20 protein-coding genes are annotated in these 23,768 nt (G+C 60.9%); 7 read left to right on the top strand and 13 right to left on the bottom strand.

The genetic code is table 11. The features are described 5' to 3' along the window. Positions 1 to 147: 147 nt before the first annotated feature. From CAF65_RS07650 to CAF65_RS07590, 13 genes are all read right to left on the bottom strand, one after another. Positions 148 to 882: an amino acid ABC transporter ATP-binding protein gene (locus CAF65_RS07650; protein WP_085715749.1), complete on the bottom strand. Its 735-nt coding sequence runs from the start codon at positions 880 to 882 to the stop codon at positions 148 to 150. After that, the gene (locus tag CAF65_RS07645) at positions 879 to 1,550 is read right to left on the bottom strand and encodes an amino acid ABC transporter permease (protein WP_085715748.1); all 672 of its coding nucleotides are present in this window, start codon (positions 1,548 to 1,550) and stop codon (positions 879 to 881) included. Before CAF65_RS07645 ends, CAF65_RS07650 begins: the two co-directional genes overlap by 4 nt. Then, complete coding sequence (locus CAF65_RS07640) at positions 1,550 to 2,296, bottom strand: amino acid ABC transporter permease (protein ID WP_085715747.1); 747 nt, start codon at positions 2,294 to 2,296, stop codon at positions 1,550 to 1,552. Before CAF65_RS07640 ends, CAF65_RS07645 begins: the two co-directional genes overlap by 1 nt. Positions 2,297 to 2,489: 193 nt before the next feature. Next, the gene (locus tag CAF65_RS07635; protein ID WP_085716009.1) at positions 2,490 to 3,404 is read right to left on the bottom strand and encodes a glutamate/aspartate ABC transporter substrate-binding protein; all 915 of its coding nucleotides are present in this window, start codon (positions 3,402 to 3,404) and stop codon (positions 2,490 to 2,492) included. Between the two features lie 277 nt (positions 3,405 to 3,681). Continuing rightward, positions 3,682 to 5,310, bottom strand: a complete 1,629-nt coding sequence (locus tag CAF65_RS07630; RefSeq protein WP_085715746.1) for a glucan biosynthesis protein D — start codon at positions 5,308 to 5,310, stop codon at positions 3,682 to 3,684. 763 nt (positions 5,311 to 6,073) lie between these two features. Next, the gene (locus tag CAF65_RS07625) at positions 6,074 to 7,558 is read right to left on the bottom strand and encodes an APC family permease (RefSeq protein WP_085715745.1); all 1,485 of its coding nucleotides are present in this window, start codon (positions 7,556 to 7,558) and stop codon (positions 6,074 to 6,076) included. 203 nt (positions 7,559 to 7,761) lie between these two features. Beyond that, the gene (locus CAF65_RS07620) at positions 7,762 to 9,186 is read right to left on the bottom strand and encodes a gamma-aminobutyraldehyde dehydrogenase (protein ID WP_085715744.1); all 1,425 of its coding nucleotides are present in this window, start codon (positions 9,184 to 9,186) and stop codon (positions 7,762 to 7,764) included. 63 nt (positions 9,187 to 9,249) lie between these two features. Then, entirely contained in the window at positions 9,250 to 10,059 is an 810-nt protein-coding gene (locus tag CAF65_RS07615; protein WP_057398636.1) for an ABC transporter permease, read from the bottom strand. Then, on the bottom strand, positions 10,049 to 10,996 hold the full coding sequence (locus CAF65_RS07610; protein ID WP_085715743.1) for an ABC transporter permease: 948 nt from the start codon (positions 10,994 to 10,996) through the stop codon (positions 10,049 to 10,051). The genes CAF65_RS07615 and CAF65_RS07610 overlap by 11 nt, the downstream gene beginning before the upstream one ends. A 1-nt stretch (position 10,997) precedes the next feature. Further along, positions 10,998 to 12,035: an ABC transporter ATP-binding protein gene (locus CAF65_RS07605; protein WP_085715742.1), complete on the bottom strand. Its 1,038-nt coding sequence runs from the start codon at positions 12,033 to 12,035 to the stop codon at positions 10,998 to 11,000. Between the two features lie 248 nt (positions 12,036 to 12,283). Next, complete coding sequence (gene ydcS, locus CAF65_RS07600; RefSeq protein ID WP_085715741.1) at positions 12,284 to 13,435, bottom strand: putative ABC transporter substrate-binding protein YdcS; 1,152 nt, start codon at positions 13,433 to 13,435, stop codon at positions 12,284 to 12,286. Positions 13,436 to 13,519: 84 nt separating this feature from the next. Continuing rightward, positions 13,520 to 15,019 carry a gamma-aminobutyraldehyde dehydrogenase gene (locus tag CAF65_RS07595; RefSeq protein ID WP_085715740.1) on the bottom strand — a complete coding sequence of 500 codons (1,500 nt, stop codon included), beginning with the start codon at positions 15,017 to 15,019 and terminating at the stop codon, positions 13,520 to 13,522. Between the two features lie 105 nt (positions 15,020 to 15,124). Then, positions 15,125 to 16,039, bottom strand: a complete 915-nt coding sequence (locus tag CAF65_RS07590) for a LysR family transcriptional regulator (protein ID WP_007975056.1) — start codon at positions 16,037 to 16,039, stop codon at positions 15,125 to 15,127. Between CAF65_RS07590 and CAF65_RS27840 the strand changes: the two genes are divergently transcribed. The 7 genes from CAF65_RS27840 to CAF65_RS07560 are packed head-to-tail and all read left to right on the top strand — an operon-like array spanning position 16,013 to position 23,762. After that, positions 16,013 to 16,330 (top strand): hypothetical protein, encoded by a 318-nt coding sequence (locus CAF65_RS27840; RefSeq protein WP_143492086.1) that lies wholly within the window; start codon positions 16,013 to 16,015, stop codon positions 16,328 to 16,330. The genes CAF65_RS07590 and CAF65_RS27840 overlap by 27 nt on opposite strands. 54 nt (positions 16,331 to 16,384) lie before the next feature. Then, positions 16,385 to 18,007, top strand: a complete 1,623-nt coding sequence (locus tag CAF65_RS07585) for a methyl-accepting chemotaxis protein (RefSeq protein ID WP_085715739.1) — start codon at positions 16,385 to 16,387, stop codon at positions 18,005 to 18,007. After that, positions 18,007 to 18,543 (top strand): chemotaxis protein CheW, encoded by a 537-nt coding sequence (locus tag CAF65_RS07580; RefSeq protein WP_085715738.1) that lies wholly within the window; start codon positions 18,007 to 18,009, stop codon positions 18,541 to 18,543. Before CAF65_RS07585 ends, CAF65_RS07580 begins: the two co-directional genes overlap by 1 nt. Further along, positions 18,540 to 19,811 (top strand): protein-glutamate O-methyltransferase CheR, encoded by a 1,272-nt coding sequence (locus CAF65_RS07575; RefSeq protein WP_085715737.1) that lies wholly within the window; start codon positions 18,540 to 18,542, stop codon positions 19,809 to 19,811. Before CAF65_RS07580 ends, CAF65_RS07575 begins: the two co-directional genes overlap by 4 nt. Beyond that, a complete protein-coding gene (locus CAF65_RS07570; protein WP_085715736.1) occupies positions 19,808 to 20,488 on the top strand; it encodes a chemotaxis protein CheW in 681 nt (226 codons plus the stop codon). The genes CAF65_RS07575 and CAF65_RS07570 overlap by 4 nt, the downstream gene beginning before the upstream one ends. Then, positions 20,485 to 22,755 carry a hybrid sensor histidine kinase/response regulator gene (locus CAF65_RS07565; RefSeq protein WP_085715735.1) on the top strand — a complete coding sequence of 757 codons (2,271 nt, stop codon included), beginning with the start codon at positions 20,485 to 20,487 and terminating at the stop codon, positions 22,753 to 22,755. Before CAF65_RS07570 ends, CAF65_RS07565 begins: the two co-directional genes overlap by 4 nt. Further along, positions 22,752 to 23,762: a chemotaxis response regulator protein-glutamate methylesterase gene (locus tag CAF65_RS07560; protein WP_085715734.1), complete on the top strand. Its 1,011-nt coding sequence runs from the start codon at positions 22,752 to 22,754 to the stop codon at positions 23,760 to 23,762. Before CAF65_RS07565 ends, CAF65_RS07560 begins: the two co-directional genes overlap by 4 nt. The last annotated feature ends 6 nt before the right edge of the window (positions 23,763 to 23,768 follow it).

Raw genomic sequence — 23,768 nt, 5'->3', positions numbered from 1 at the left:
ATCGTGAGCCACCACCATCCCCTGTGGGAGCGAGCCTGCTCGCGAAAGCGGACTGACATTCAACCTCAATGTTGACTGTAAGGGCTTCTTCGCGAGCAGGCTCGCTCCCATAAGGGGTTGGTGTGGCATCCAGCAAGTACGTGGTGCTTAGTGCTGCAGAATCTTGTTGAGGAAGTGCTGTGTACGCTCCGCACGGGCGTTGATGTCGCCGAAGAACTCCTCTTTCCTGCAGTCTTCGATGATCTTGCCGGCATCCATGAAGATCACGCGGTCGGCCACTTTACGGGCGAAGCCCATTTCGTGGGTCACGCACATCATGGTCATGCCTTCATGGGCCAGTTGCACCATCACGTCGAGCACTTCGTTGACCATTTCCGGGTCCAGCGCCGAGGTCGGTTCGTCGAACAGCATGACGATCGGGTCCATCGCCAGCGCACGGGCAATCGCCACGCGCTGTTGCTGACCACCGGACAGTTGGCCGGGATGCTTGTGGGCATGGGCCGAGAGACCGACGCGCTCGAGCAGTTGCAAGCCCTTCTTGGTGGCTGCTTCCTTGCTGCGGCCCAGCACCTTGATCTGCGCGATGGTCAGGTTTTCGGTGATGGTCAGGTGCGGGAACAGCTCGAAGTGCTGGAACACCATGCCCACGCGAGAACGCAGTTTCGGCAGGTTGGTCTTCGGGTCGGCAATGGACGTACCGTCGACCACGATGTCGCCTTTCTGGAACGGTTCCAGGGCGTTGACGCACTTGATCAGGGTCGATTTGCCGGAACCGGATGGCCCGCATACCACGATCACTTCGCCTTTTTTGACCTCGGTGCTGCAATCAGTCAGTACCTGGAAGTCCCCATACCACTTGTTGACGTTCTTGATAGAGATCATACGGCGAACCTTTTTTGCAGACGCTTGACCAGCTGCGAGGCGGCAAAGCTGATGATGAAGTACGTGAGACCTGCGAAGATCAGGAACTCATTGGAGCGGCCGATGATGTCACCACTGGCGCGCGAGGCATTGAGGAAGTCCACCAGGCCGACGGCGTAGACCAGCGAGGTGTCCTGAAACAGGATGATGCTCTGTTGCAGCAACAGCGGAGTCATCTTGCGGAACGCCTGGGGCAGGATGATCAGGCGCATCATCTGGCCGTAGGTCATGCCCAGCGCCTTTGCTGCACCCATCTGCCCCTTGGGGATCGATTGCACGCCGGCGCGGACGATTTCGCAGAAGTACGCCGCTTCGAACATCATGAACGCCACGATGCACGAGGTGAACGCGCCGATCGGGGTGTCTTCGCCGGTGATCCAGCGCAGCACGAAAGGCACCGCCAGGTAGAACCAGGTGATCACCAACAGCAACGGGATCGAACGGAAATAGTTGACGTAGGCGCCAGCGATGTTCGACAGCAGTTTGCTGTGGGACAGGCGCATCAGGGCCAGGACCGTGCCAAGGATGATCCCGCCGACCACGCCCATGGCCATCAGCTTGAGGGTCATGATCATGCCGTTCCACAGCCCCGGCAGGGACGGGATGATGCCCGAGAAGTCGAATTCCATCATTTACCCCCTACGGAGATCAGGCCCGGGACAGCAACTTTCTTCTCGACCAGGCGCATCAGCAACATCAGGCTCATGTTCAGGGTGAAGTAGATCAGGGTCGCCAGGGTAAAAGCCTCGAACAGGTTCGCGGAGAACTCGGCGGTCTGCTTGGTCTGCGCGAGCAGTTCCATCAGGCCGATCAGCGAAGCCACGGAGGAGTTCTTGAACACGTTCAGGAATTCCGAGGTCAGCGGCGGAATGATGATCCGGTAGGCCTGGGGCAGCAGCACGTTCCAGTAGATCTGCGGCAGCTTGAAACCCATGGCGCGGGCAGCGGATTCCTGGCCTTTGGGCAGCGCCTGGATACCGGTGCGTACTTGTTCGCAAACCCGGGCGGTGGTGAACAGGCCCAGGCATACGACGACGCTGATGAAGGCCGAGGTCGTCGGGTTCAGGTCCTGCTTGAACCATTCCTGCAGGTTCGCTGGCAGCAGGTCGGGTACCAGGAAGTACCAGATGAATAGCTGAACCAGCAGCGGTACGTTACGGAAGAGTTCGACGTAGCAGGTGGCGATGCCCGATACGATGCGGTTCGGCACCGTGCGCATGACGCCCAGAATCGAGCCCAGTGTCAGGGCAATGATCCAGGCCATGACGGCGATGGCGATGGTCCAGCCCAGGCCGGAAATGAACCAGTCGAGATAGGTCTCGCTGCCCACGCCGGTGGACTTGAAGAACACGCCCCAGTCCCAGTTGTAATTCATTAGGGTCTCCCCTCGGATTCGATCGATGTACAAATGCCCGTTTGGGGGAAGCTCCGTTCCCGCCCAACCTTGACGGTCAGGCACACGCGAACGGCTCGACAACCACCGGTTCGAGTGCTTCCAGAAAATGCCAGCAGGGAATGCCATCTCCTGAAAGGGCTGTGCCCTCTCAGGAGATAAGGTTAGTCAGAAATCAGGATTTCTTGTCGTCAGCCGCTTTATCGGTCGGATTGGCGATCAGGGCCTTGAGCTCGTCGCTCATCGGGAAGTTCAGGTTCAGGCCTTTTGGCGGGATTGGCTGCATGAACCATTTGTCGTAGATCTTGTTGATCTCGCCCGAAGCATAGGTGGCCTTGATGGCGTCATCCACAGCCTTTTTGAACGGCTCGTCGCCTTTGCGCACCATGCAGCCGTAGATTTCGAAGGACTGTGGAGTGCCGGTTACAGCCCAGTCTTTCGCGTTCTTGGCCTTGGCCGCTTCACCCGCCAGCAGGGCGTCATCCATCATGAAAGCGACGGCACGGCCAGTTTCCAGCATCTGGAAGGATTCGCCATGGTCCTTGGCGGAGATGACGTTCATGTTCATTTGCTTGTCGGCGTTCATCGCCTTGAGGATGCGCTCGGACGTGGTGCCTGCGGTGGTCACGACGTTCTTGCCGGCCAGATCCGGGAAATCCTTGTACTTGGAGTCAGCCTTGGACAGCAGGCGAGTACCGATTTCGAAGATGCCGACGGAGAAGTCAACTTGCTGCTGACGCTCGACGTTGTTGGTGGTAGAGCCGCACTCGAGGTCCACGGTGCCGTTCTGCACCAGCGGGATGCGGGTTTGCGAGGTCACCAGGTTGTATTTGACCTGGAGATTCGGCATGTCGAGGTCTTTTTTCAGGGCTTCAACGACTTTCAGCTGGATGTCGTGGGAGTAGCCGACCGGTTTGCCGGAAGCATCCGCGATGTAGGAAAACGGAATGGAAGCGTCGCGATGCCCAAGGGTGATAACACCGGACTCTTTGATCTTCTTCAGGGTGCCGGTCAGTTCGGCGGCGAAAACTGGCGTGCTGATCAGAGCGGCAGCAATGGCTGCGCCCAGGATGTGGGGAACGATGCGCATCAAATTTTCCTCGACATTGTTTTTTTTATGGAGCCAGTTCATCGGCCCTTTTGTGCTGCAAAACACCTGAGCGCTACGATGAGTGAGCGCAAAGGACATTCGTCGAAGAAGTGTAGAGCATGACTCGTGCCAGACCAGTCTTAATTAATCAAGTATTTGATTTATAAGGAAATTAAATATTTTTTGCGCTGAAACTTCAGTGAAGTGATCCGGTTAACCGAACCGACCGTCAAGTCGCGTTCGGAAAACCGAATGGTGGCAGGGTGCTACCGAGTCATCAGGTGTATTTGCGCTTGTCCGGTGCTGGCGGGAAGTACTGGTACAACCAGGTCTCACTCAGCGTGCGGTCGTTGGTGCGGATGAACAGGCGCAGCTCGACAGGGGCAGTGCTGTCATTGGTCGGGTACCAGTCAAACAGGATGCGGTAGCCCTTGATGTCATCGAGCTTGAGTACGCTGAAATCCTTGACCTCGCCGTTCGAGCAAGTCACCACCGGCTCGATGCCCGCGCCCTCGGGCAAGCGGTCCAGGCCACCGCCAGTGAAATCCACGGCGAAACGACGGGCCCAGACAGGCGGGTAATGTTCGCCCGGCGCCCAGCCTTCGGTGAAACCGCCCATCCCGGAACGGGTGGCGTTTACCCGCGCCAGCGGCGTGCCGACCGGTGGCAATGCGCTCCAGTAGAGCTTGTAGCCGTAGTTCAGCGAATCGCCGGCAGCCACCGGTTTCTTCGGGGTCCAGAAAGCGACGATGTTGTCCATGGTTTCGCCGGTGGTGGGGATTTCCAGCAGGTCGACCGAGCCTTCACCCCATGCGGTGGTCGGTTCGACCCACAGGCTCGGGCGGCGGCTGTACCAGTCGACGGTGTCCTGATAGCTGGCGAACTCGTGGTCGGTCTGTACCAGGCCGAAACCTTTCGGGTCCTTGTCGGCGAAGGCATTGAATTGCAGGGTCGCCGGGTTATTCAGCGGGCGGCAGATCCACTCGCCGTTGCCGCGCCACATGGCCAGGCGATCGGAGTCGTGGATTTGTGGGTGAATGGTGTCGCACATCCGGCGTTCGTGGGTACCGCAGCTGAACATGCTGGTCATCGGTGCGATGCCCAATTGGTCGATGGCGGTGCGAGCATTGATGTGGGCATCGACTTCCATTACCACGCGCTCGGCCTGGCAGTCGATATCGAAGCGGTAGGCACCGGTGGCGCTCGGCGAGTCGAGCAGGGCGTAGACCACGAAGCGGGTGCTGTCCTTGTCCGGCGTCTCGAACCAGAACTTGGTGAAGTCGGGGAATTCTTCACGTTTTTTGGCGTAGGTATCGATGGCCAGGCCGCGGGCTGACAAGCCGTACTGGCCGGTGGCGTCCACCGCACGGAAGTAACTGGCGCCAAGGAAAGACACGACATCGTGCTTGTCCAGTTCCGGGGCCTTGAACAACTTGAAGCCGGAGAAACCCAGGTCGCCCTTGAGCTGCGCGGTGTCGACCGTGGTGTTTTCATAGTTGAACAGCGACGGGCGGAAATGCACTTCACGCGCCTGGCGGGTCTTGGGATCGACGCTGTACATGCGCACCGGTTGCTTGAACCCCATGCCGACGTGGAAAAACTGCACATCCAGCTGACCGTTCAGGTCATTCCACAAAGAGTGGTTGGCGTCGTAGCGGATCGCGTTGAAGTTCTGTGGTGTCATGCTCGCCAGGGTCGGCGGCAGTTGCTGCTTGGTGTCCTGGTAACGATTGCTGGCGAGCTGCTTGGCCTGGATTTTCAGCGCTTCGAAGTCGAACGCGGTGGCCTCGCCATCAGCGGTACCGGCGTTGGCGGCCCAGGCCTGGGCGGCCAACAGGCCAGTGGCGGACAAGCCGGTGTAGGCGGCAATGGCCATGGAGGCTTTGAGCAAGTTCCTGCGGTGCATAAATACAACCTGTCGTGAACAATCCCGCGCCGTTCCTGGCACGTGCTGGATCAGAAATATCGGTTCGGACATGCCTTCGGCCAAACGCAACGGACTTTGAAACAGATGCCGGATAGCTTAAACCGTTCGATTGCAGAGCAGAATTGATTGATGGCATTGCGCCGGCTCGGCAATGAAACAAGACATGTCGGGAAACAATTTCGACAGGGGTTTCTTATTCAGAGGGCATTTCTGCCTTTTCTACTAGTTACTCTAAAAGCTGCCTTTCAGCGCCCGGATTGTTCCTGTTCTGTGTGCATGACCGGTCAATGCCCGAAAGGCCGGTGCGGTTCAGTCGGCACGATGCTGCTGAAAGGGGGGAGGGCGATGCGGTTCTTTTTTGCAGTTTTCTTTGACGTTCAGAAGGACATCGTCCATGTCGAAAGTACAGAACATGGTGGAGCGCTATCGGGAGCTGTCGGAGAGCGACAGGATTGCGATGAGGTATCTGGTGGACGCGATGAGGAGTGTTTCGAGGTTTTGACTGGACCTGCCTACCATGAAATTCATTTGGTTTTTTCGGTAGGCGGGCGGGTCAACATGCCTGCATTAGCGTCTGCAATGTTCGCATCGATCGCCTGGTTGAGTAATGTAGGAGCGAGCTTGCTCGCTCCTACAGTTTTCTTCACAGGCGGACATAGCTCATGTCAGGAATCGAACCCAAGGGGCGGACTGTGAGGTCCGTCCTTTTTTGTCCGCTCGATTTATCCCGGGGCGATGTTCGTCAGCGACTGACCTTCCACGCATCCCCCGCAGGCGCCGTGCCGTGGTCATACGGCTTGGCGATCCACATGTAGAGCAGTCCCAAGCCAATCACGATGGCGGTACTGAGCACCATCGCGTAGTTGATGTACCAGGCGGCATCCGGCGTACGTGGCCAAGCCATGTTGATGATGGCACCGATACCATAGACCAGCGCGCCGATGTTCACGGTCCAACCCCAGGCGCCGAGGGTGAATTTGCCGCTCGGTTTCCAGCCCTTCATGCGGGCGTACAGGGCCGCGAGCACGATCATCTGGAATGCCAGGTAGATGCCGATGGCCGCGAAGCTGACGATGGTGGCCACCGCGTCTTGCAGGAAGAAGCCGAGGATGATGATCAGTGCCGGCAGGACGCCGGACACGAACAGCGCGGCAACTGGAACCTGAGTCGTAGGGGAAATCTTCTTCAGCAGTCGGCTGCCGATGACCATTTCATCGCGGGCGTAGGAATACAGCAGACGACTGGCCGCCGCCTGCAGGCTGATCACGCAGGAGATGAAGGAAACCATCACCACACCCATCACCACTTTCGAACCGACTGATCCAAACGCGTTGTTGAGGATGGTGGTGACCGGGTCCTTGTCGGTGCCGTTGATCACCGCTTGCATGTCCGGCACGGCCAGGATCAGCGCCAGGCAGGCGAACATTGCCGCGATGCCGCCAATGTAGATGGTCATGCGCATGGCCACCGGGATTTTCTTGCTCGGATTCGGGGTTTCTTCGGCCACATCGCCGCAGGCCTCGAAGCCGTAGTACAGGAACATCCCCGCCAGCGAAGCGGTGAGGAACGCCGGCAGGTACGAGCCGTCGACGCTGATATCGAAAGTGTTGAACAACACGCTGATCGATTGATGACGCTCGAATATCAGCAGGTAAACGCCAACGATGACAGCGCCGACCAGTTCGCACAGGAAACCGAACATGGCAATCCGCGCCAACGCCTTGGTGCCGCTGAGGTTGACCAGGGTGGCGAACAGCGTCAGGAACAGGGCGATGATGATGTTGGTGTTGTTGCTCGGTTCAAAGCCCATCATGGCGGCGAGGTACGGACCGGCACCCACGGCAACCGCCGCGATGGTGACGCACAGGGCGATGGAGTAGATCCAGCCGACCATCCACGCCCAGCGCTTGCCCACCAGACGGCGGGCCCATGGGTACACGCCACCGGAAATCGGGAATTGCGATACCACTTCGCCGAAGATCAGGCACACCAGCAACTGGCCGCAACCGACCAGCAGATAGGCCCAGAACATCGGTGGCCCGCCTGCAGCGAGGCACAAGCCAAACAGGGTATAAACCCCTACGACCGGGGACAGATAAGTGAAGCCCAGGGCGAAGTTTTCCCACAGGCTCATGCTGCGATTGAAGTTGGAGGTATAGCCCAGTTTGCGTAGCTGCTCGGCATCGCTGTCGGCAACGACTGCAGAGAGATCGGGTGATGCACTCATGTGTATTTGCTCCGGAAAATCGGCAGATTTCGGATGTCCGAAACCGTGGCGGGGCCTTGAGGGCACCGCCCGGATCGGTGGTTATTGTTTTGTCTTCTTTGGGGTGGAACCTAGTGGTGCGTATTGCCGGTTTCTGCCTTGAAACCGAGGTGAGACCTTCGCTCTAGGAGCGAGCTTGCTCGCTCCTAGAGGCGATGCTTTTCTTAGTGCTTGAACATCACATGCCGCACGACGGTGTAGTCCTCCAGCCCGTACATGGACATGTCCTTGCCATAACCGGACAGCTTCTGACCGCCGTGAGGCATTTCGCTGACCAGCATGAAGTGCGTGTTGACCCAGGTGCAGCCGTAATGCAAGCGGGCCGACAGGCGATGGGCGCGGCCGACATCGGCGGTCCATATGGAAGAGGCCAGGCCGTAGTCCGAATCGTTGGCCCAGCCCAGCACTTGTGCTTCATCGGTGAATTTGGTTACAGACACCACCGGCCCGAACACTTCGCGACGGACGATTTCGTCATCCTGCTGCGCATCGGCCAGCACGGTCGGTTCGAAGAAGAAACCATCGCCTTCCACTGCTTTACCACCGGTGATCAGACGAATGTGCGGCTGGGCCACGGCGCGTTCGACGAAACTGGCGACACGGTCACGATGTTGCGCGGTGATCAGCGGGCCGAGTTCGGTCGACGGATCATCCTGCAAGCCGTACTTGATGCTGCTGACGGCGGCGCCGAGTTTCTCGACGAACTTCTCGTAGATGCCTGCCTGGGCATAGATGCGGCAGGCAGCGGTGCAGTCCTGGCCGGCGTTGTAGAAACCGAAGGTGCGGATGCCCTCGACGGCGGCATCGATGTCGGCGTCGTCGAAGATGATCACCGGGGCTTTGCCGCCCAGTTCCATGTGCATGCGTTTGACGGTGTCGGCGGTGCTGGAAATGATGTTCGAACCGGTGGCAATCGAACCGGTCAGCGAGACCATGCGCACTTTCGGGTGAGTGACCAGCGGGCTGCCGACGGTAGGACCACGGCCGAATACCAGGTTGAGTACGCCGGCCGGGAAGATATCCGACGCCAGTTCGGCCAGGCGCAGGGCGGTCAGTGGAGTCTGCTCCGACGGTTTGAGCACCACGGTATTACCGGCGGCCAGGGCCGGGGCGATTTTCCAGGCGACCATCATCAATGGGTAGTTCCACGGCGCGATGGAGGCGATCACGCCCACCGGATCGCGGCGGATCATCGAGGTGTGACCCGGCAGGTACTCGCCACCGGTCGAACCGCTCATGCAGCGGCTGGCGCCGGCGAAGAAACGGAATACGTCGGCAATAGCGGGGATCTCGTCGTTCAGCGCAGCGCTGTACGGCTTGCCGCAGTTGTCCGATTCCAGTTTGGCCAGCTCTTCGCCATGGGCCTCGATGGCATCGGCGAGCTTGAGCAGCAGCAGCGAACGTTCTTTCGGCGTGGTCTGCGACCAACTGTCGAACGCAGCGTCGGCGGCGCGCACGGCGGTATCGACCTGGGCTTCGCTGGCTTCGTTGATTTCCACCAGCACACACCCCAGCGCCGGGTTGAACACAGGTTGGGCGGGGCCTTCGCCGTCGAGCAGTTGACCGTTGATCAAGAGCTTGGTTTGCATGGTATCTGTCCTCTTACAAGCTGTTCTTGTTTTTCTGTGGGATATTCGTTGTTGGTTCCTGATTTATTTCCCGCCACTCCCCGCAACGCTCTCACCGCCACGGGTCAGGTAATAGGCGCCGAGAATCGGCAGCATGGTCACCAGCATCACCAGCATCGCCACGACGTTGGTCACCGGCACGTCCCGGGGCCGGCTGAGCTGGTTGAGCAGCCACAGCGGCAGGGTGCGTTCATGACCGGCAGTGAAGGTGGTGACGATGATTTCGTCGAACGACAGGGCAAACGCCAGCATGCCGCCGGCCAGCAACGCCGAGCCGAGGTTCGGCAGGATGATGTAGCGGAAGGTCTGCCAGCCGTCGGCGCCCAGGTCCATCGAGGCTTCGATCAGGCTGTGTGAAGTACGGCGCAAGCGGGCGATGACGTTGTTGTAGACGATCACCACGCAGAAGGTCGCGTGACCGACGATGATGGTGAACATCCCAGGTTCAATCCCCAGTGTCTTGAATGTCGCCAGCAGCGCGATCCCGGTGATGATCCCCGGCAAGGCGATTGGCAGGATCAGCATCAGCGAGATGCCCTGCTTGCCGAAGAAGTCCCGACGGTACAGCGCGGCCGAGGCCAGCGTGCCGAGGACCATGGCGATCAGTGTGGCAATCGAGGCGATTTGCAACGACAGCTTGATCGCTTCCAGCACGTCTGGCCGTGAGAACGCCACGCTGAACCACTTCAAGGTGAAGCCCTTGGGTGGAAAGCTGAACGCCGCATCTTCGGTGTTGAAGGCGTACAGAAAGATGATCAGGATCGGGAAGTGCAGGAACAGCAACCCGCCCCAGGCTGCGATTCGCAGGCCTATGGAAGCTTTCTCAGAGTGCATCGAAGGCCCCCAGTCGTTTGACGATGGACAGGTAGATGGCGATCAGCACGATCGGCACCAGGGTGAAGGCGGCGGCCATTGGCATGTTGCCGATGGCACCTTGCTGGGCGTACACCATGCTGCCGACGAAGTAGCCAGGCGGGCCGACCAGTTGCGGCACGATGAAGTCACCCAGGGTCAGCGAGAAGGTGAAGATGGAGCCGGCGGCAATGCCCGGCACCGACAGCGGTAGAATCACTAGCATGAAGGTCTGGCCAGGCTTGGCACCGAGGTCGGCAGAGGCTTGCAGCAGCGAGGGCGGCAGGCGCTCCAGCGAGGCCTGGATCGGCAGGATCATGAACGGCAGCCAGATGTAGACGAACACCATGAAGCGGCCCAGGTGTGAGGTCGACAAGGTGCTGCCGCCAAAGCCAGGAATGCCCATCACCCATTGCAGGAGCGGTTCCAGCCCCAGGTGCTGCACGAACCACTGCGCCACGCCGCCCTTGGCCAGCAGCAATGTCCAGGCGTACGCCTTGACGATGTAACTGGCCCACATCGGCATCATCACCGCGATGTAGAAAAACGCCTTGGTCTTGCCTGTGGTGTAGCGCGCCATGTAGTAGGCAATCGGGAACGCGACGATGGCGCTGGCAATCGACACGACAATCGCCATGCCCAGGGTGCGCAGGATGATGTCGAAGTTCGACGGCTGGAACAGCGCGGTGAGGTTCGCCAGGGTCAGGTCAGGGGTGACCGCCATGGTGAAGTCGTCGAAGGTGTAGAAACCTTGCCACAGCAGAACCAGCAATGAACCCAGGTAGATCGCGCCGAACCACAGCAGCGGCGGTACCAGCAGTAGCGACAGGTAAAAATTCGGGCGGCGATACAGCAGATTGGAAAACCTGCGCAGCAGCGAGCCGCTGACCGGAGATTGAGGGATAGCCACGGTGTTCATCTCACACCCCGCCTGCAAGGGTGTCGTGCAGCGGAATCATTGCCTCGCGCGCCCAGCGTGCGCTGATGCGCTGCCCGGTCTGGTGTTGCGCGCTGGTGTCCAGCCACTGGTTGTTGGCCTTGCTGATGTTCAGGGTCTGGCCGTTCTCCAGTTTCAGTTCGTAGCGGGTGGCGCTGCCCTGGTACTGAATGTCGTGGAGCAGGCCGCTGACTTCGATTTCGTGGCTGGCCAGCGGACCGTCGGCGAATCGCACGTGTTCCGGGCGAATCGAGAAAGGCTGCGGGTTGCCACTGAGCTGTCTGGCCAGGTCGCCGCGAATCACGTTGGAAGTGCCAACGAACTCCGCCACGAAGGTGGTGGCCGGTTTCATGTACAGGTTGCGCGGGCTATCGACCTGTTCAATGCGCCCCTTGTTGAACACCGCCACGCGGTCGGACATCGACAGCGCTTCGGTCTGGTCATGGGTGACGAAGATGAAAGTGATGCCGAGTTGGCGTTGCAGTTTTTTCAGTTCGCCCTGCATTTGCTCGCGCAGCTTCAGGTCGAGGGCACCGAGGGGTTCGTCGAGCAGCAGCACCCGTGGGCGGTTGACCAGGGCGCGGGCCAGGGCCACACGCTGGCGCTGGCCGCCGGACAGTTGCACCGGCTTGCGGTCGCCGTAGCCACCGAGGGCGACCATGTCGAGGGCTTCTTCGGCGCGCTTCTGGCGTTCGACTTTGCCGACGCCTTTGACTTTCAGTCCGTAGGCGACGTTGTCGCGAACGTTCATGTGCGGAAACAGTGCGTAATCCTGGAACACAGTGTTTACGTCACGCTGGTAGGGCGGCAGCCCGGCGGCTTCGGCGCCATGAATACGGATGGAACCTGCGCTCGGTTGTTCAAACCCGGCGATCAGGCGCAAGCAGGTGGTTTTGCCCGAACCGGAAGGCCCCAGCATGGAGAAGAACTCGCCGTCCTGAATGTCGATGGAAACCCGGTCAACAGCTTTCACTTCGCCGAATTGACGGGAAACGTTGGTGAACTGGACTGCAAGTGTCATGGTGCGGTGCTCCAAAAAGGCGAAGGCCGTCGCAGCGGCCCTGCCTGGACTTCTGAAAAACAGTTATTCCGTAAACCGTTATGCTTCTGACAAGGCTTGGGTTGTGGAAAAGTCGTTTCGGGAGCGTCGCGAGCGGCGATTAGCCGTGTCCGGCCAGCGCGCAGCCCCCGGAGCGTACGTCAGTACGTGAGGAGGCGAGCACTGCCCGGGCGCGGATAATCGACGCGCAGCAGCTACCGGAATGACTTTTAGCGACCGCCCATGATCGCGATGTAATCCTGGGTCCAGCGGCTGTACGGCACGAACTTGCCGCCTTCAGCCTGCGGGGTTTTCCAGAAGGCGATCTTGTCGAAATTGTCGAAACCGTTGGTCTTGCAGCCCTCGGCGCCGAGCAACTCGCTACCGGTGCACGCCGCCGGGACTGCCGGCAACGAGCCGAACCACGCCGCAACATCACCCTGGACTTTCGGTTGCAGCGACCAGTCCATCCACTTGTAGGCGCAGTTCGGGTGCTTGGCCTCGGCGTGCATCATGGTGGTGTCGGCCCACCCGGTGGCACCTTCTTTCGGGATGGTCGAAGCGATTGGCTGTTTCTCGTTCATCAGGCCGTTGACCTGATACGGCCACGCGCCGGAGGCGACCACGCCTTCGTTCTTGAAGTCGCTCATCTGTACCGTGGTGTCGTGCCAGTAACGGTGGATCAATGGCTGCTGGGCGCGCAGCAGGTCGAGCACTGCCTTGTACTGGGCTTCGGTCAGTTCGTAAGGATTCTTGATACCCAGTTCCGGCTTGGCTGACTTCAGGTACAGCGCCGCGTCGGCGATGTAGATCGGGCCGTCATAGGCCTGCACGCGGCCCTTGTTCGGCTTGCCATCCGGCAGGTTTTCCGCATTGAACAGCACGCCCCAGGTGGTGGGAGCGGTCTTGAATACGTTGGTGTTGTACATCAACACGTTCGGGCCCCACTGATACGGGGTGCCGTAGGTCTGCTTGTTGACCACGTACCACGGTCCGTCCTTGAGGCGTGGGTCGAGGTTTTTCCAGTTCGGGATCAACGCGGTGTTGATCGGCTGCACGCGCTTGCCGACGATCAGGCGCAGGGAGGCGTCGCCCGACGCTGTCACCAGGTCGTAACCACCCTTGGCCATCAGACTGACCATTTCATCGGAGGTGGCCGCGGTCTTGACGTTGACCTTGCAGCCGGTTTCTTTCTCGAAACCGGTCACCCAGTCGTAGGCCTTGTCGCTCTCGCCACGTTCGATATAACCAGGCCAGGCCACAATATCCAGTTGGCCCTCGCCCGCCCCGACAGCTTTGAGCGGCTCGGCGGCCTGGACGCTGGCGCTGGCCAGCAGCGCGGTGGTGATTGCACTGAGCAGTGCGGTCTTGTGCACGAACATGGGAATTCCCTCTTCTTTAATTATGGTCGGGGCAGTGTCTTGAACGTGGTGAAGCAGGCCGTTGGTGGCTTGTTATTAGCTTAGTCAGAGATGCTCGCCATGGCGGGCCATGATGTGCCGCACCACGCTGTAGTCCTGAAGCGAATCGCTGGACAGGTCTTTGCCGTAGCCCGAACGCTTCAGGCCGCCATGGGGCATTTCGCTGACCAGCATGAAGTGGCTGTTGATCCAGGTGCAGCCGTACTGCAGGCGCGCCGCGACCTGCATGGCCTTGTCGAGGTTCTGGGTCCAGACCGACGAGGCCAGGCCGTATTCCGAATCGTTGGCCCAGTCCACCGCTTGTTCCAGCTCGTCGAAACGGGTCACGGTGACCACCGGACCGAACACTTCGCGCTGGACGATTTCGTCACCTTGCTTGCAACCGGCCAGCAGGGTCGGCTGGTAATAGAACCCGGCGCCGGAATGCACAGCTGCACCGGTGACCCGTTCGATGTGCGGCTGGCCGAGGGCGCGCTCGACAAAACTGGCCACGCGGTCACGCTGGCGGGTGCTGATCAGCGGGCCGATTTCGTTGTCGGTGTCGCGTTTACCGGCGAAGCGCAGGCTGCCGACGGCCGCGCCGAGCTCGGCCACCAAGCGGTCATGAATCCCGGCCTGGGCGTAGATGCGGCAAGCGGCGGTGCAGTCCTGGCCGGCGTTGTAATAGCCGTAAGTGCGCACGCCCTCGACCACCGCCTGGATGTCGGCATCGTTGCACACGATCACCGGGGCCTTGCCGCCGAGTTCGAGGTGGGTACGCTTGAGTGTTTTCGAGGCGGCCTGGAGGATTTTTTGCCCGGTGACGATATCGCCGGTCAGCGACACCATGCGGACCTTTGGATGGCTGACCAAATGGCTGCCGACGCCTTCACCACCACCGCAAACGATGTTGATCACACCTCGTGGCAGGATCTCGGCCAGCGCCGGCGCCAGGGCCAGGATCGACAGCGGCGTGTGTTCCGACGGCTTGAACACCAGCGTGTTGCCGGCGGCGAGGGCCGGGGCGATTTTCCACGCGGCCATCATGATCGGGTAGTTCCACGGCGCAATCGATGCCACCACCCCGATAGGATCGCGGCGCACCATGCTGGTGTAGCCCGGCAGGTATTCGCCGCTGAGCTGGCCGGTCTGGCAGCGCACGGCACCGGCGAAGAAGCGGAACACGTCGATCGTGGCATTCAGGTCATCCTGACGGGCCAGGTGCAACGGCTTGCCGCAGTTCATGGATTCGAGGCGGGCCAGCAGGTCGGCGTTTTTTTCGATGGCGTTGGCGATGTCCAGCAACAGGTTCGAACGTTGCTGCGGTGTAGTGCGTGACCAACCGGCAAAGGCACGATGGGCGGCGAGGATCGCGGCTTCGACCTGCTCGGTGCTGGCTTCGGCGATCCGGGTCAGGACTTCCCCGGTGGCCGGGTTGAGAATCGGCTCGACGCAGCCTTGACCGGCGACTAATTCACCATCGATCAACAATGCGGTGAACAACGGGGTCTGCGCACCAGCCATTTTTCGGGTTCTCTTTGCTTGTGTGGCTTCTTGTGTAGACATGGCAGCGCTCCCTGTGACCGGGGGCCGGCTGTCTTTATTAGTTGTAAGAAGACTAGTGCGCGGCCCCGAGGACAACAAATACTAAATACTGAAGGTTGCGTTCGATTAAATAGATGGCTTGCGTCCACCATGGGGTTGCTCGCGGGCGACCGTGAGGAACGGGTCCACCAACGCCGGCCGCGCCGTGCCGCGACGCCACGCCAGGCCGACATCGAGGGTCTGGCTCAGGTCGGCAATCGGCCGGGCTTCAATGATGTCGCCCTCCAGTGACCATGGGCGATAAGTCATGTCGGGCTGGATCGACACTCCCAATCCGGCGGCCACCAGGCTCCGCACGGCTTCGGTCGAGGCGGTGCGCAGGGTGATGCGCGGTTGCAGCGAGGCGGCGGACCACATGCGCTGGGCGTTGCGGTCCATTTCATCGACGTTCAGTTGAATCAATGGCTCGCGGGCCACATCGGCGAGGTTGATGCTGTCGTGCTCCAGCAACGGGTGTTGGGCCGGTAGCCAGAGCCGGTGCGGCGAGTGGGTCAGCACTTCAGTCTGCAGGGCGTGGCGGTCTTCGAGGTTGGAGAGGATCAGCACGCCGACATCGATCTCGCCGCTGACCAGCAAATGCTCGATGTACGGGCGCTCATCTTCCATCACGCGGATTTCCACGTTGGGGTAGGCGCGCTGGAAGCGCGTGAGCAAATCCGCCAGGTAATAACCGGCCACCAGGCTGGTCACGCCGACGATCAATTGCCCGGCAACCTGGTCGGTACTTTGTTGCAGGCTGCGCTTGGCGTTGTCCACGGTGGCCAGGATCAAGTGCGCCTGGCGCAGGAATTGATGCCCCTGGTGGGTCAGGGTCATGCCCTTGGCGTGGCGGCTGAACAGGCTGACGCCGATTTCTTCCTCCAGTTGCTGGATGGCCAGGGTCAGGGTCGACTGGGAAATGAACGCGGTTTGCGCGGCGGCCGAGATCGAGCCGGTCTCGGCCACGGCAATGAAATGACGGATCTGGCGCAAGGTCATCATGGGAAAGCACCCGGTGGGCTGTTTTTATCGATTTTCGAGAGTGTATATCGTTTTTTTGAAACGCAACTTTATGGCGCAAGCTTCAAGCGGCAAGCAGAAAGGCTTGAGCAACATCAAGTCGGGGGCAAGGTTGCGGGAGCCTCGCAAGGCTCAATTTGCGCACGACGCAGACCACGCATGGGAGCGAACCTGCTTGCGATGGCGTTTTCAGCCGCGCCACGTCTCCAATGGCCGATCCATCCCGCCTTTTTCAACGGGATGAGAAGCAGCGCGCATCCGTCTTATAAATGAAACACCGCCCTCGGCTATACTCCCCGCATTTCGAATCAGACCCGAGGATTGACTGTGAAGAACTGGACGTTGCGCCAACGCATTTTGGCGAGTTTTGCGGTCATTATCACAATCATGTTGCTGATGGTGGTCCTTTCCTATTCGCGATTGCTGAAGATCGAAGAGAGCGAAGCCAGCGTCCGGGACGACGCTTTGCCGGGGGTTTACTACAGCTCGATGATTCGCAGCGCCTGGGTCGACTCCTTCCTGCAGACACAGGAATTGCTCGGTTTGAAAGAAGGGCAGGGCATCAGCAGTGAAGACGCTGCGGAGTTCAAGGCTTTCGAAGCGCGTCTGCTGGAGCAGATGGGTAACTACCGCAACACCATCACGACCGACGAAGACAAGGTCGAGTTTGCCGCTTTCGAACAACGGCACGAGGAGTTCAGCAGGATTCTGGCGGCAGTACTCGATCTGCACAGCCGCAACCAGGGGCCCGAGGCCGTCAAGTTGTTCACCGAGCAACTGACCCCCGCCTGGACCGCAGGCCGCAACAAGCTCAACGACATCATCCGCGAAAACAAAGCGGTGGCCGATCACGAAATGGCCGCCATCGACGACGCGGTACTTGCGGCAAAAATCAGCATGGGCATTTCCCTGCTGGTGGCGGTGCTGGCTGCCGGTCTCTGCGGTTTGCTATTGATGCGCGCCATCATGGCGCCGATGAGCCGCATCGTGAAAATCCTCGAGATCATGCGCACTGGCGACCTCAGCAGCCGCCTGAACCTGGAACGCAAGGACGAGTTCGGCGCGGTGGAGACCGGTTTCAACGACATGATGACCGAGCTCACTTCTCTGGTGTCCCAGGCCCAGCGTTCGTCGGTGCAGGTGACCACGTCGGTGACCGAGATCGCCGCCACATCCAAGCAGCAACAGGCCACCGCCACGGAAACCGCCGCCACCACCACGGAAATAGGCGCGACCTCCCGTGAGATCGCCGCCACTTCCCGGGACCTGGTACGCACCATGACCGAGGTCTCCACCGCCGCCGATCAGGCTTCCGTGGCCGCCGGCTCCGGGCAACAGGGCCTGGCGCGCATGGAGGAAACCATGCACTCGGTGATGGGCGCGGCCGATCTGGTCAACGCCAAGCTGGCGATCCTCAACGAGAAGGCCGGCAACATCAATCAGGTGGTGGTCACCATCGTCAAGGTCGCTGACCAGACCAACCTGTTGTCGCTCAACGCTGCCATCGAGGCCGAGAAGGCCGGGGAATACGGACGCGGTTTTGCCGTAGTCGCCACCGAAGTGCGGCGCCTGGCGGACCAGACGGCTGTGGCCACCTACGACATCGAGCAAATGGTGCGCGAGATCCAGTCGGCGGTATCGGCCGGGGTCATGGGCATGGACAAGTTCTCCGAGGAGGTGCGTCGCGGGATGTCCGAGGTACAGCAGGTCGGCGAGCAGTTGTCGCAGATCATCCATCAGGTCCAGGCGTTGGCGCCGCGGGTGCTGATGGTCAACGAAGGCATGCAGGCCCAGGCTACCGGCGCCGAGCAGATCAACCATGCGCTGGTGCAGTTGGGTGATGCCAGCAGCCAGACGGTCGAGTCTCTGCGCCAGGCCAGTTTCGCCATCGATGAGCTGAGCCAGGTGGCCGTCGGGCTGCGCAGCGGCGTTTCGCGATTCAAAGTCTGATGAGCGAAATCACGGCCAAACGCTCTGCCGTGAAGCAGGCGCCGCATGCATTGTTTCTGGTGTTTCGCATTGGCAACGAGCGCTATGCCTTGAAGGCTGTCGAAGTGGCGGAGGTACTGCCGCGCCTGCCCTTGAAGCCCATTCCCCATGCCCCCGCCTGGGTCGCCGGAGTGTTCGCCTATCGGGGTGCCGTGGTGCCGGTGATCGACTTGAGCGCACTGACGTTTGGTACGCCTGCACAGGCCCGTACCAGCACTCGATTGGTGCTGGTCAACTATCGCCCGGATGAAGCCTGCGAGACGCAGCTGCTCGGGCTGATTCTGGAGCAGGCGACCGTCACCTTGCGCTGCGATCCGGCGGACTTTCAGCCTTACGGCCTGGACAATCGCCAGACACCTTACCTCGGGCCGGTCCGCAAGGACGAGCAGGGCTTGCTGCAGTGGGTACGGGTCAGCGATCTACTGGAGGATCAAGTGCGCGCATTGTTGTTTCCCTCGCCGCCAATGGATCCGTCGCTGCTGCAGGAGCGGCCATGAACAGCGATCAGCGTTTTTTCGACTTCCTCAAGGAACGTATCGGACTCGACGTGACCTCGGTGGGGCCGGCAATCATCGAGCGAGCGGTGCGTCAGCGCAGCATTGCCTCGCAAGCACCCTCAGCCGATGAGTATTGGCGAACCTTGCAGAGCTCGCGGGACGAGCAGCAGGCATTGATCGAAGCGGTGATCGTTCCGGAAACCTGGTTCTTCCGGTATCCGGAATCATTCGCCACGCTGGCGAAACTGGCGGGCAAGCGTCTGGCCGAGATCAACAACCTGCGCGCACTGCGGATTCTCAGTTTGCCGTGCTCCACTGGCGAAGAGCCGTACTCGATCGCCATGGCGTTGCTCGATGCCGGGCTCCAGCCACACCAGTTCAAGGTCGACGGCATGGATGTCAGCCCGTTGTCGGTGGAAAAAGCCAGGCGAGCCTTGTACGGCAAGAATTCCTTTCGAGGTGACGACATTGCGTTTCGCGACCGCCACTTCATGGCCGAGGGTGATGGCTATCGTCTGAACCCGCGTGTGCAGGAACAGGTGCGCTTGCAGGTCGGCAATCTGCTGGATCCGGCCTTGCTGGCCGGTGAGCCGTCATTCGACTTCGTGTTTTGTCGCAACCTGTTGATCTATTTCGACCAGCCGACCCAGAAGCAAGTCTTCGAAGTGCTCAAGTGTCTGACCCACGTTGACGGCGTGCTGTTTATCGGCCCGGCCGAAGGCGGCCTGCTGGGGCGTTTGGGGATGCGCTCGATCGGTATCGCGCAGTCCTTCGCGTTCAGTCGACAGGGGACTTCGGACCCTGAACCCTTGCCGGCATACGTTCCAGCACCATTGCCCGTGCCGCAACCGCTGCGCACTCCACCTCCTGCGCCAGCGCGCAGTCGTCCATTCGCCAGTGTCGTGCCGCTGGCTGCTGCGCCGAAATCGTCTGGTACCGATACCGCGGTGCTGCTGGCGAACATCGCCGCGCTGGCCAATGAAGGCAAAAGCGCCGAGGCGAGGGCTGCTTGTGAAAGCTATTTGCGCAGCCATGAACCGGTAGCCCAGGTGTTCTATTGGCTGGGGCTGCTCAGCGATGTCGCCGGAAACGTCCTGGAAGCCCAGGGTTTTTATCGCAAGGCGTTGTACCTCGAACCGCAACATCCCGACGCGTTGATGCACCTGGCCGCGTTGCTGCAGGCCCAGGGCGACGCGGCGGGAGCCAGACGATTGCAGGCGCGTGCCGTGCGTAGCGGGCGCGCCGCTGACAGTGAGCGTAAACGATGACCGCCTCCGATACCTTCAGCGTCACCCGGGATGCCCAGGCCATCGACGACTGCTGGAACCGTATCGGTATCCACGGCGACAAGTCCTGCCCGTTGCTGGCCGAACATGTTCATTGCCGCAATTGTGCGGTGTATTCAGCGGCCGCCACACGCTTGCTCGATCGCTATGCATTGCAGCAGGAAGATCGCGGGCCAGTGTCCGTCGCGGTCGAGAACGAGGTGAAAACCCGCTCGATGTTGATGTTCCGTCTGGGTGAAGAGTGGTTGGGTCTCGCGACCCGCAGTCTGGTCGAGGTGGCGCCGCTGCAAGCGATTCACTCCTTGCCGCATCAGCGTTCCCGTGCCTTGCTCGGCGTGGCGAATGTGCGCGGCGCGCTGGTCGCCTGCCTATCGCTGGTGGAGCTGCTCGGCCTCGACGGCACCAGCAGCGTGGCACCCGGTGCGCGGGTCATCCCGCGCATGCTGATCATCGCGGCCCATGGTGGGCCGGTGGTGGTGCCGGTAGATGAAGTCGACGGGATCCACGCCATCGACGAGCGCATCCTCGATACCGCATCGTGCTCAGGTGCGCAGGCGAGCGCCAAATACACCCGTGGCGTGCTGCAATTCAAAGGTCGCAGCCTGCGCTGGCTGGATGAAGAACAGCTGCTGTCCGCCGTGACCCGGAGCCTCACATGACCCCCGAGCAAATGCGCGACACCTCTTTGCTGGAGCTGTTCAGCCTGGAAGCCGAAGCCCAGACCCAGGTCTTGAGTGCCGGCCTGCTGGCGCTTGAGCGTGACCCGACCCAGGCCGATCATCTTGAATCGTGCATGCGTGCCGCGCACTCGCTCAAGGGCGCGGCGCGAATCGTCGGCGTCGATGCCGGGGTCAGCGTCGCCCATGTGATGGAAGACTGTCTGGTCAGTGCCCAGGAAGGGCGCCTGTTGCTGCGCCCCGAGCACATCGATGCGTTGCTGCAAGGCACCGATTTGCTGATGCGTATCGCCACGCCGGGCAACAGTCCGGAGTCTGCGGACATCGAGGCCTATGTGGCGTTGATGACGCTGTTGCCGGATCCTGCTGGTACGCCGGGTACGCCCGCCGCACCGGTGATGGCCGAACTTCAGCTCGAAGCACCTGCGCCCAAGGTCGAGCCGGTGGCGCCCGCCGCCGAACCGCCACCAGCCCCGCGCAGCCCACGCACCGCCGAAAATGGCGAGCGTGTGCTGCGTGTCACCGCCGAGCGCCTGAACAGCCTGCTCGATCTGTCGAGCAAATCCCTGGTGGAAACCCAGCGGCTCAAACCGCACCTGGCGACCATGCAGCGACTCAAGCGCATGCAGAGCAACAGCCTGCGAGCGTTGGAGAGTCTCAACGTTCACCTCAAGGATCACGCCTTGAGCCTGGAGGTTCAGGAAACCCTTGAGGACGCGCGCCGTTTACTTGCGCAATCCCAGCAGTTGCTCATGGAAAAGAACGCCGAACTCGATGAGTTCGCCTGGCATGCCAGCCAGCGGGCGCAGGTGTTGTACGACACGGCACTGGCTTGTCGCATGCGGCCGTTTGCCGACGTGCTGACCGGGCAGGTGCGAATGGTCCGCGATCTGGGACGCGACCTGGGCAAGCAGGTGCGACTGGAGATTGAAGGCGAGAAGACTCAGGTTGATCGCGACGTGCTGGAAAAGCTCGAAGCGCCACTGACTCACCTGTTGCGCAATGCGGTAGACCATGGCATCGAAACCCCGGAACAACGTCTGCTGGCGGGCAAGCCGGCTGAAGGCCTGATTCGCCTGCGAGCTTCGCATCAGGCCGGTCTGCTGGTGCTGGAATTGAGCGATGACGGCAACGGCGTGGATCTGGAAAAGGTTCGTCGCAGCATCGTTGAGCGAAATTTGTCGCCTGCGCAAACCGCCGCGCAGTTGAGCGAAGAAGAGTTGCTGACGTTCCTGTTCCTGCCCGGCTTCAGTCTGCGCGATACGGTCACCGAGGTGTCCGGTCGCGGCGTCGGCCTGGATGCGGTGCAGCACATGGTGCGGCAGTTGCGCGGCGCGGTGCTGCTGGAGCAAACGGCAGGCGAGGGCAGTCGTTTCCACCTTGAAGTGCCGCTGACCCTGTCGGTGGTGCGCAGCCTGGTCGTGGAAGTCGGCGACGAAGCCTATGCCTTCCCGCTGGCGCACATCGAGCGCATGTGCGATCTGGAGCCGGCGGATATCGTGCAGGTCGAAGGTCGTCAACACTTCTGGCACGAAGGCCGGCATGTCGGCCTGGTGGCGGCCAGCCAATTGCTGCAACGCCCGGCCAGCCAGAACAGCGGGCAAACCCTGAACGTCGTGGTGATTCGCGAACGCGATGCAATCTACGGCGTGGCGGTGGAACGGTTTATCGGTGAGCGGACGTTGGTGGTGCTACCGCTGGACGAGCGTCTGGGCAAGGTGCAGGACATTTCCGCCGGGGCCTTGCTCGACGACGGTTCGGTGGTGCTGATCGTCGATGTCGAAGACATGCTGCGTTCGGTGGAAAAACTGCTCAATACGGGGCGCCTGGAGCGCATTGCCCGTCACGGTAATCAGGTGGTCGAGGCGGCCCGCAAGCGAATTCTGGTGGTGGATGACTCCCTGACCGTGCGAGAGTTGCAGCGCAAGCTGTTGCTCAATCGTGGGTACGACGTGGCGGTTGCGGTGGATGGCATGGATGGCTGGAACGCGTTGCGTTCGGAGGATTTCGATCTGCTGATCACCGACATAGATATGCCGCGCATGGATGGCATCGAACTGGTCACGCTGCTGCGTCGGGACAATCGCCTGCAGTCGTTGCCGGTGATGGTGGTGTCCTACAAGGATCGTGAAGAGGATCGACGCCGTGGACTGGATGCCGGGGCCGACTATTATCTAGCCAAGGCCAGTTTTCATGACGACGCCTTGCTCGATGCTGTGGTCGATCTCATCGGAGGAGCGCGTGCATGAGGATCGCAATCGTCAATGACATGCCCATGGCGGTGGAAGCCCTGCGCCGCGCCCTGGCATTCGAGCCGACGCACGAGGTGGTCTGGGTCGCCGGCAATGGCAAGGAAGCAGTGCAAAAGTGTGCCGAGCAGACGCCGGACCTGATCCTCATGGATCTGATCATGCCAGTGATGGACGGGGTGGAAGCCACCCGGCGGATCATGGCCGAAACGCCCTGTGCCATCGTCATTGTCACTGTGGATCGGCAACAGAACGTGCATCGGGTGTTTGAAGCCATGGGCCATGGCGCGCTGGATGTGGTCGACACCCCGGCCCTCGGTGCCGGCAATGCCCAGGAAGCAGCGGCGCCGTTGCTGCGCAAGATCATGAACATCGGCTGGCTGATCGGCGAGAAGAGCAAGCAGGCGCCGAACGCTCCGAGTCCTCTGCGCAGTTCGGCCTCGCGCCAGCGCCTGATCGCCATCGGCTCCTCCGCGGGCGGGCCGGCAGCGCTGGAAGTCTTGCTCAAGGGGCTGCCGCGTGATTTCTCTCCGGCCATCGTGCTGGTGCAACACGTTGACCAGGTGTTTGCCGCCGGCATGGCCGAATGGCTCGGCAGCGCCAGCGGCCTTGATGTACGCCTGGCCGAGGAAGGCGAGCCGCCGCAAGGCGGCACGGTATTGCTGGCCGGCACCAATCACCATATTCGCTTGCTGAAAAACGGCACGCTGGCCTACACCGCCGAGCCGGTCAACGAGATCTACCGGCCCTCCATCGATGTGTTCTTCGAGAGCGTGGCCAGTCACTGGAACGGTGACGCCGTGGGGGTTTTGCTCACCGGTATGGGGCGTGATGGCGCCCAAGGGCTTAAACTCATGCGCCAACAGGGCTACCTGACCATCGCACAGGACCAAAACAGCAGTGCGGTGTACGGCATGCCGAAGGCGGCCGCGGCCATCGACGCTGCCGTGGAAATACGCCCGCTGGAAAAGATAGCGCCACGATTGCTGGAGATCTTTCCAAAATGACTACCA

The sequence above is a fragment of the Pseudomonas sp. B28(2017) genome (assembly GCF_002113025.1).
Classification (GTDB): Bacteria; Pseudomonadota; Gammaproteobacteria; order Pseudomonadales; family Pseudomonadaceae; genus Aquipseudomonas.
Note: the sequence above shows the minus strand (reverse complement) of the source record. Positions and strands in the feature narration are given on the sequence as shown.

Bases quoted from the DNA above. Each gene is read 5' to 3' on its own strand.
- CAF65_RS07625 (WP_085715745.1), bottom strand. From the start codon at position 7,558: ATGAGTGCATCACCCGATCTCTCTGCAGTCGTTGCCGACAGCGATGCC.
- CAF65_RS07575 (WP_085715737.1), top strand. From the start codon at position 18,540: ATGAACAGCGATCAGCGTTTTTTCGACTTCCTCAAGGAACGTATCGGA.
- CAF65_RS27840 (WP_143492086.1), top strand. From the start codon at position 16,013: ATGACGGATCTGGCGCAAGGTCATCATGGGAAAGCACCCGGTGGGCTG.
- CAF65_RS07565 (WP_085715735.1), top strand. From the start codon at position 20,485: ATGACCCCCGAGCAAATGCGCGACACCTCTTTGCTGGAGCTGTTCAGC.
- CAF65_RS07635 (WP_085716009.1), bottom strand. From the start codon at position 3,404: ATGCGCATCGTTCCCCACATCCTGGGCGCAGCCATTGCTGCCGCTCTG.
- CAF65_RS07560 (WP_085715734.1), top strand. From the start codon at position 22,752: ATGAGGATCGCAATCGTCAATGACATGCCCATGGCGGTGGAAGCCCTG.
- CAF65_RS07615 (WP_057398636.1), bottom strand. From the start codon at position 10,059: ATGCACTCTGAGAAAGCTTCCATAGGCCTGCGAATCGCAGCCTGGGGC.
- CAF65_RS07570 (WP_085715736.1), top strand. From the start codon at position 19,808: ATGACCGCCTCCGATACCTTCAGCGTCACCCGGGATGCCCAGGCCATC.
- CAF65_RS07630 (WP_085715746.1), bottom strand. From the start codon at position 5,310: ATGCACCGCAGGAACTTGCTCAAAGCCTCCATGGCCATTGCCGCCTAC.
- CAF65_RS07595 (WP_085715740.1), bottom strand. From the start codon at position 15,019: ATGTCTACACAAGAAGCCACACAAGCAAAGAGAACCCGAAAAATGGCT.
- CAF65_RS07645 (WP_085715748.1), bottom strand. From the start codon at position 1,550: ATGGAATTCGACTTCTCGGGCATCATCCCGTCCCTGCCGGGGCTGTGG.
- CAF65_RS07620 (WP_085715744.1), bottom strand. From the start codon at position 9,186: ATGCAAACCAAGCTCTTGATCAACGGTCAACTGCTCGACGGCGAAGGC.
- CAF65_RS07650 (WP_085715749.1), bottom strand. From the start codon at position 882: ATGATCTCTATCAAGAACGTCAACAAGTGGTATGGGGACTTCCAGGTA.
- CAF65_RS07580 (WP_085715738.1), top strand. From the start codon at position 18,007: ATGAGCGAAATCACGGCCAAACGCTCTGCCGTGAAGCAGGCGCCGCAT.
- CAF65_RS07640 (WP_085715747.1), bottom strand. From the start codon at position 2,296: ATGAATTACAACTGGGACTGGGGCGTGTTCTTCAAGTCCACCGGCGTG.
- CAF65_RS07605 (WP_085715742.1), bottom strand. From the start codon at position 12,035: ATGACACTTGCAGTCCAGTTCACCAACGTTTCCCGTCAATTCGGCGAA.
- CAF65_RS07610 (WP_085715743.1), bottom strand. From the start codon at position 10,996: ATGAACACCGTGGCTATCCCTCAATCTCCGGTCAGCGGCTCGCTGCTG.
- CAF65_RS07590 (WP_007975056.1), bottom strand. From the start codon at position 16,039: ATGATGACCTTGCGCCAGATCCGTCATTTCATTGCCGTGGCCGAGACC.
- ydcS (WP_085715741.1), bottom strand. From the start codon at position 13,435: ATGTTCGTGCACAAGACCGCACTGCTCAGTGCAATCACCACCGCGCTG.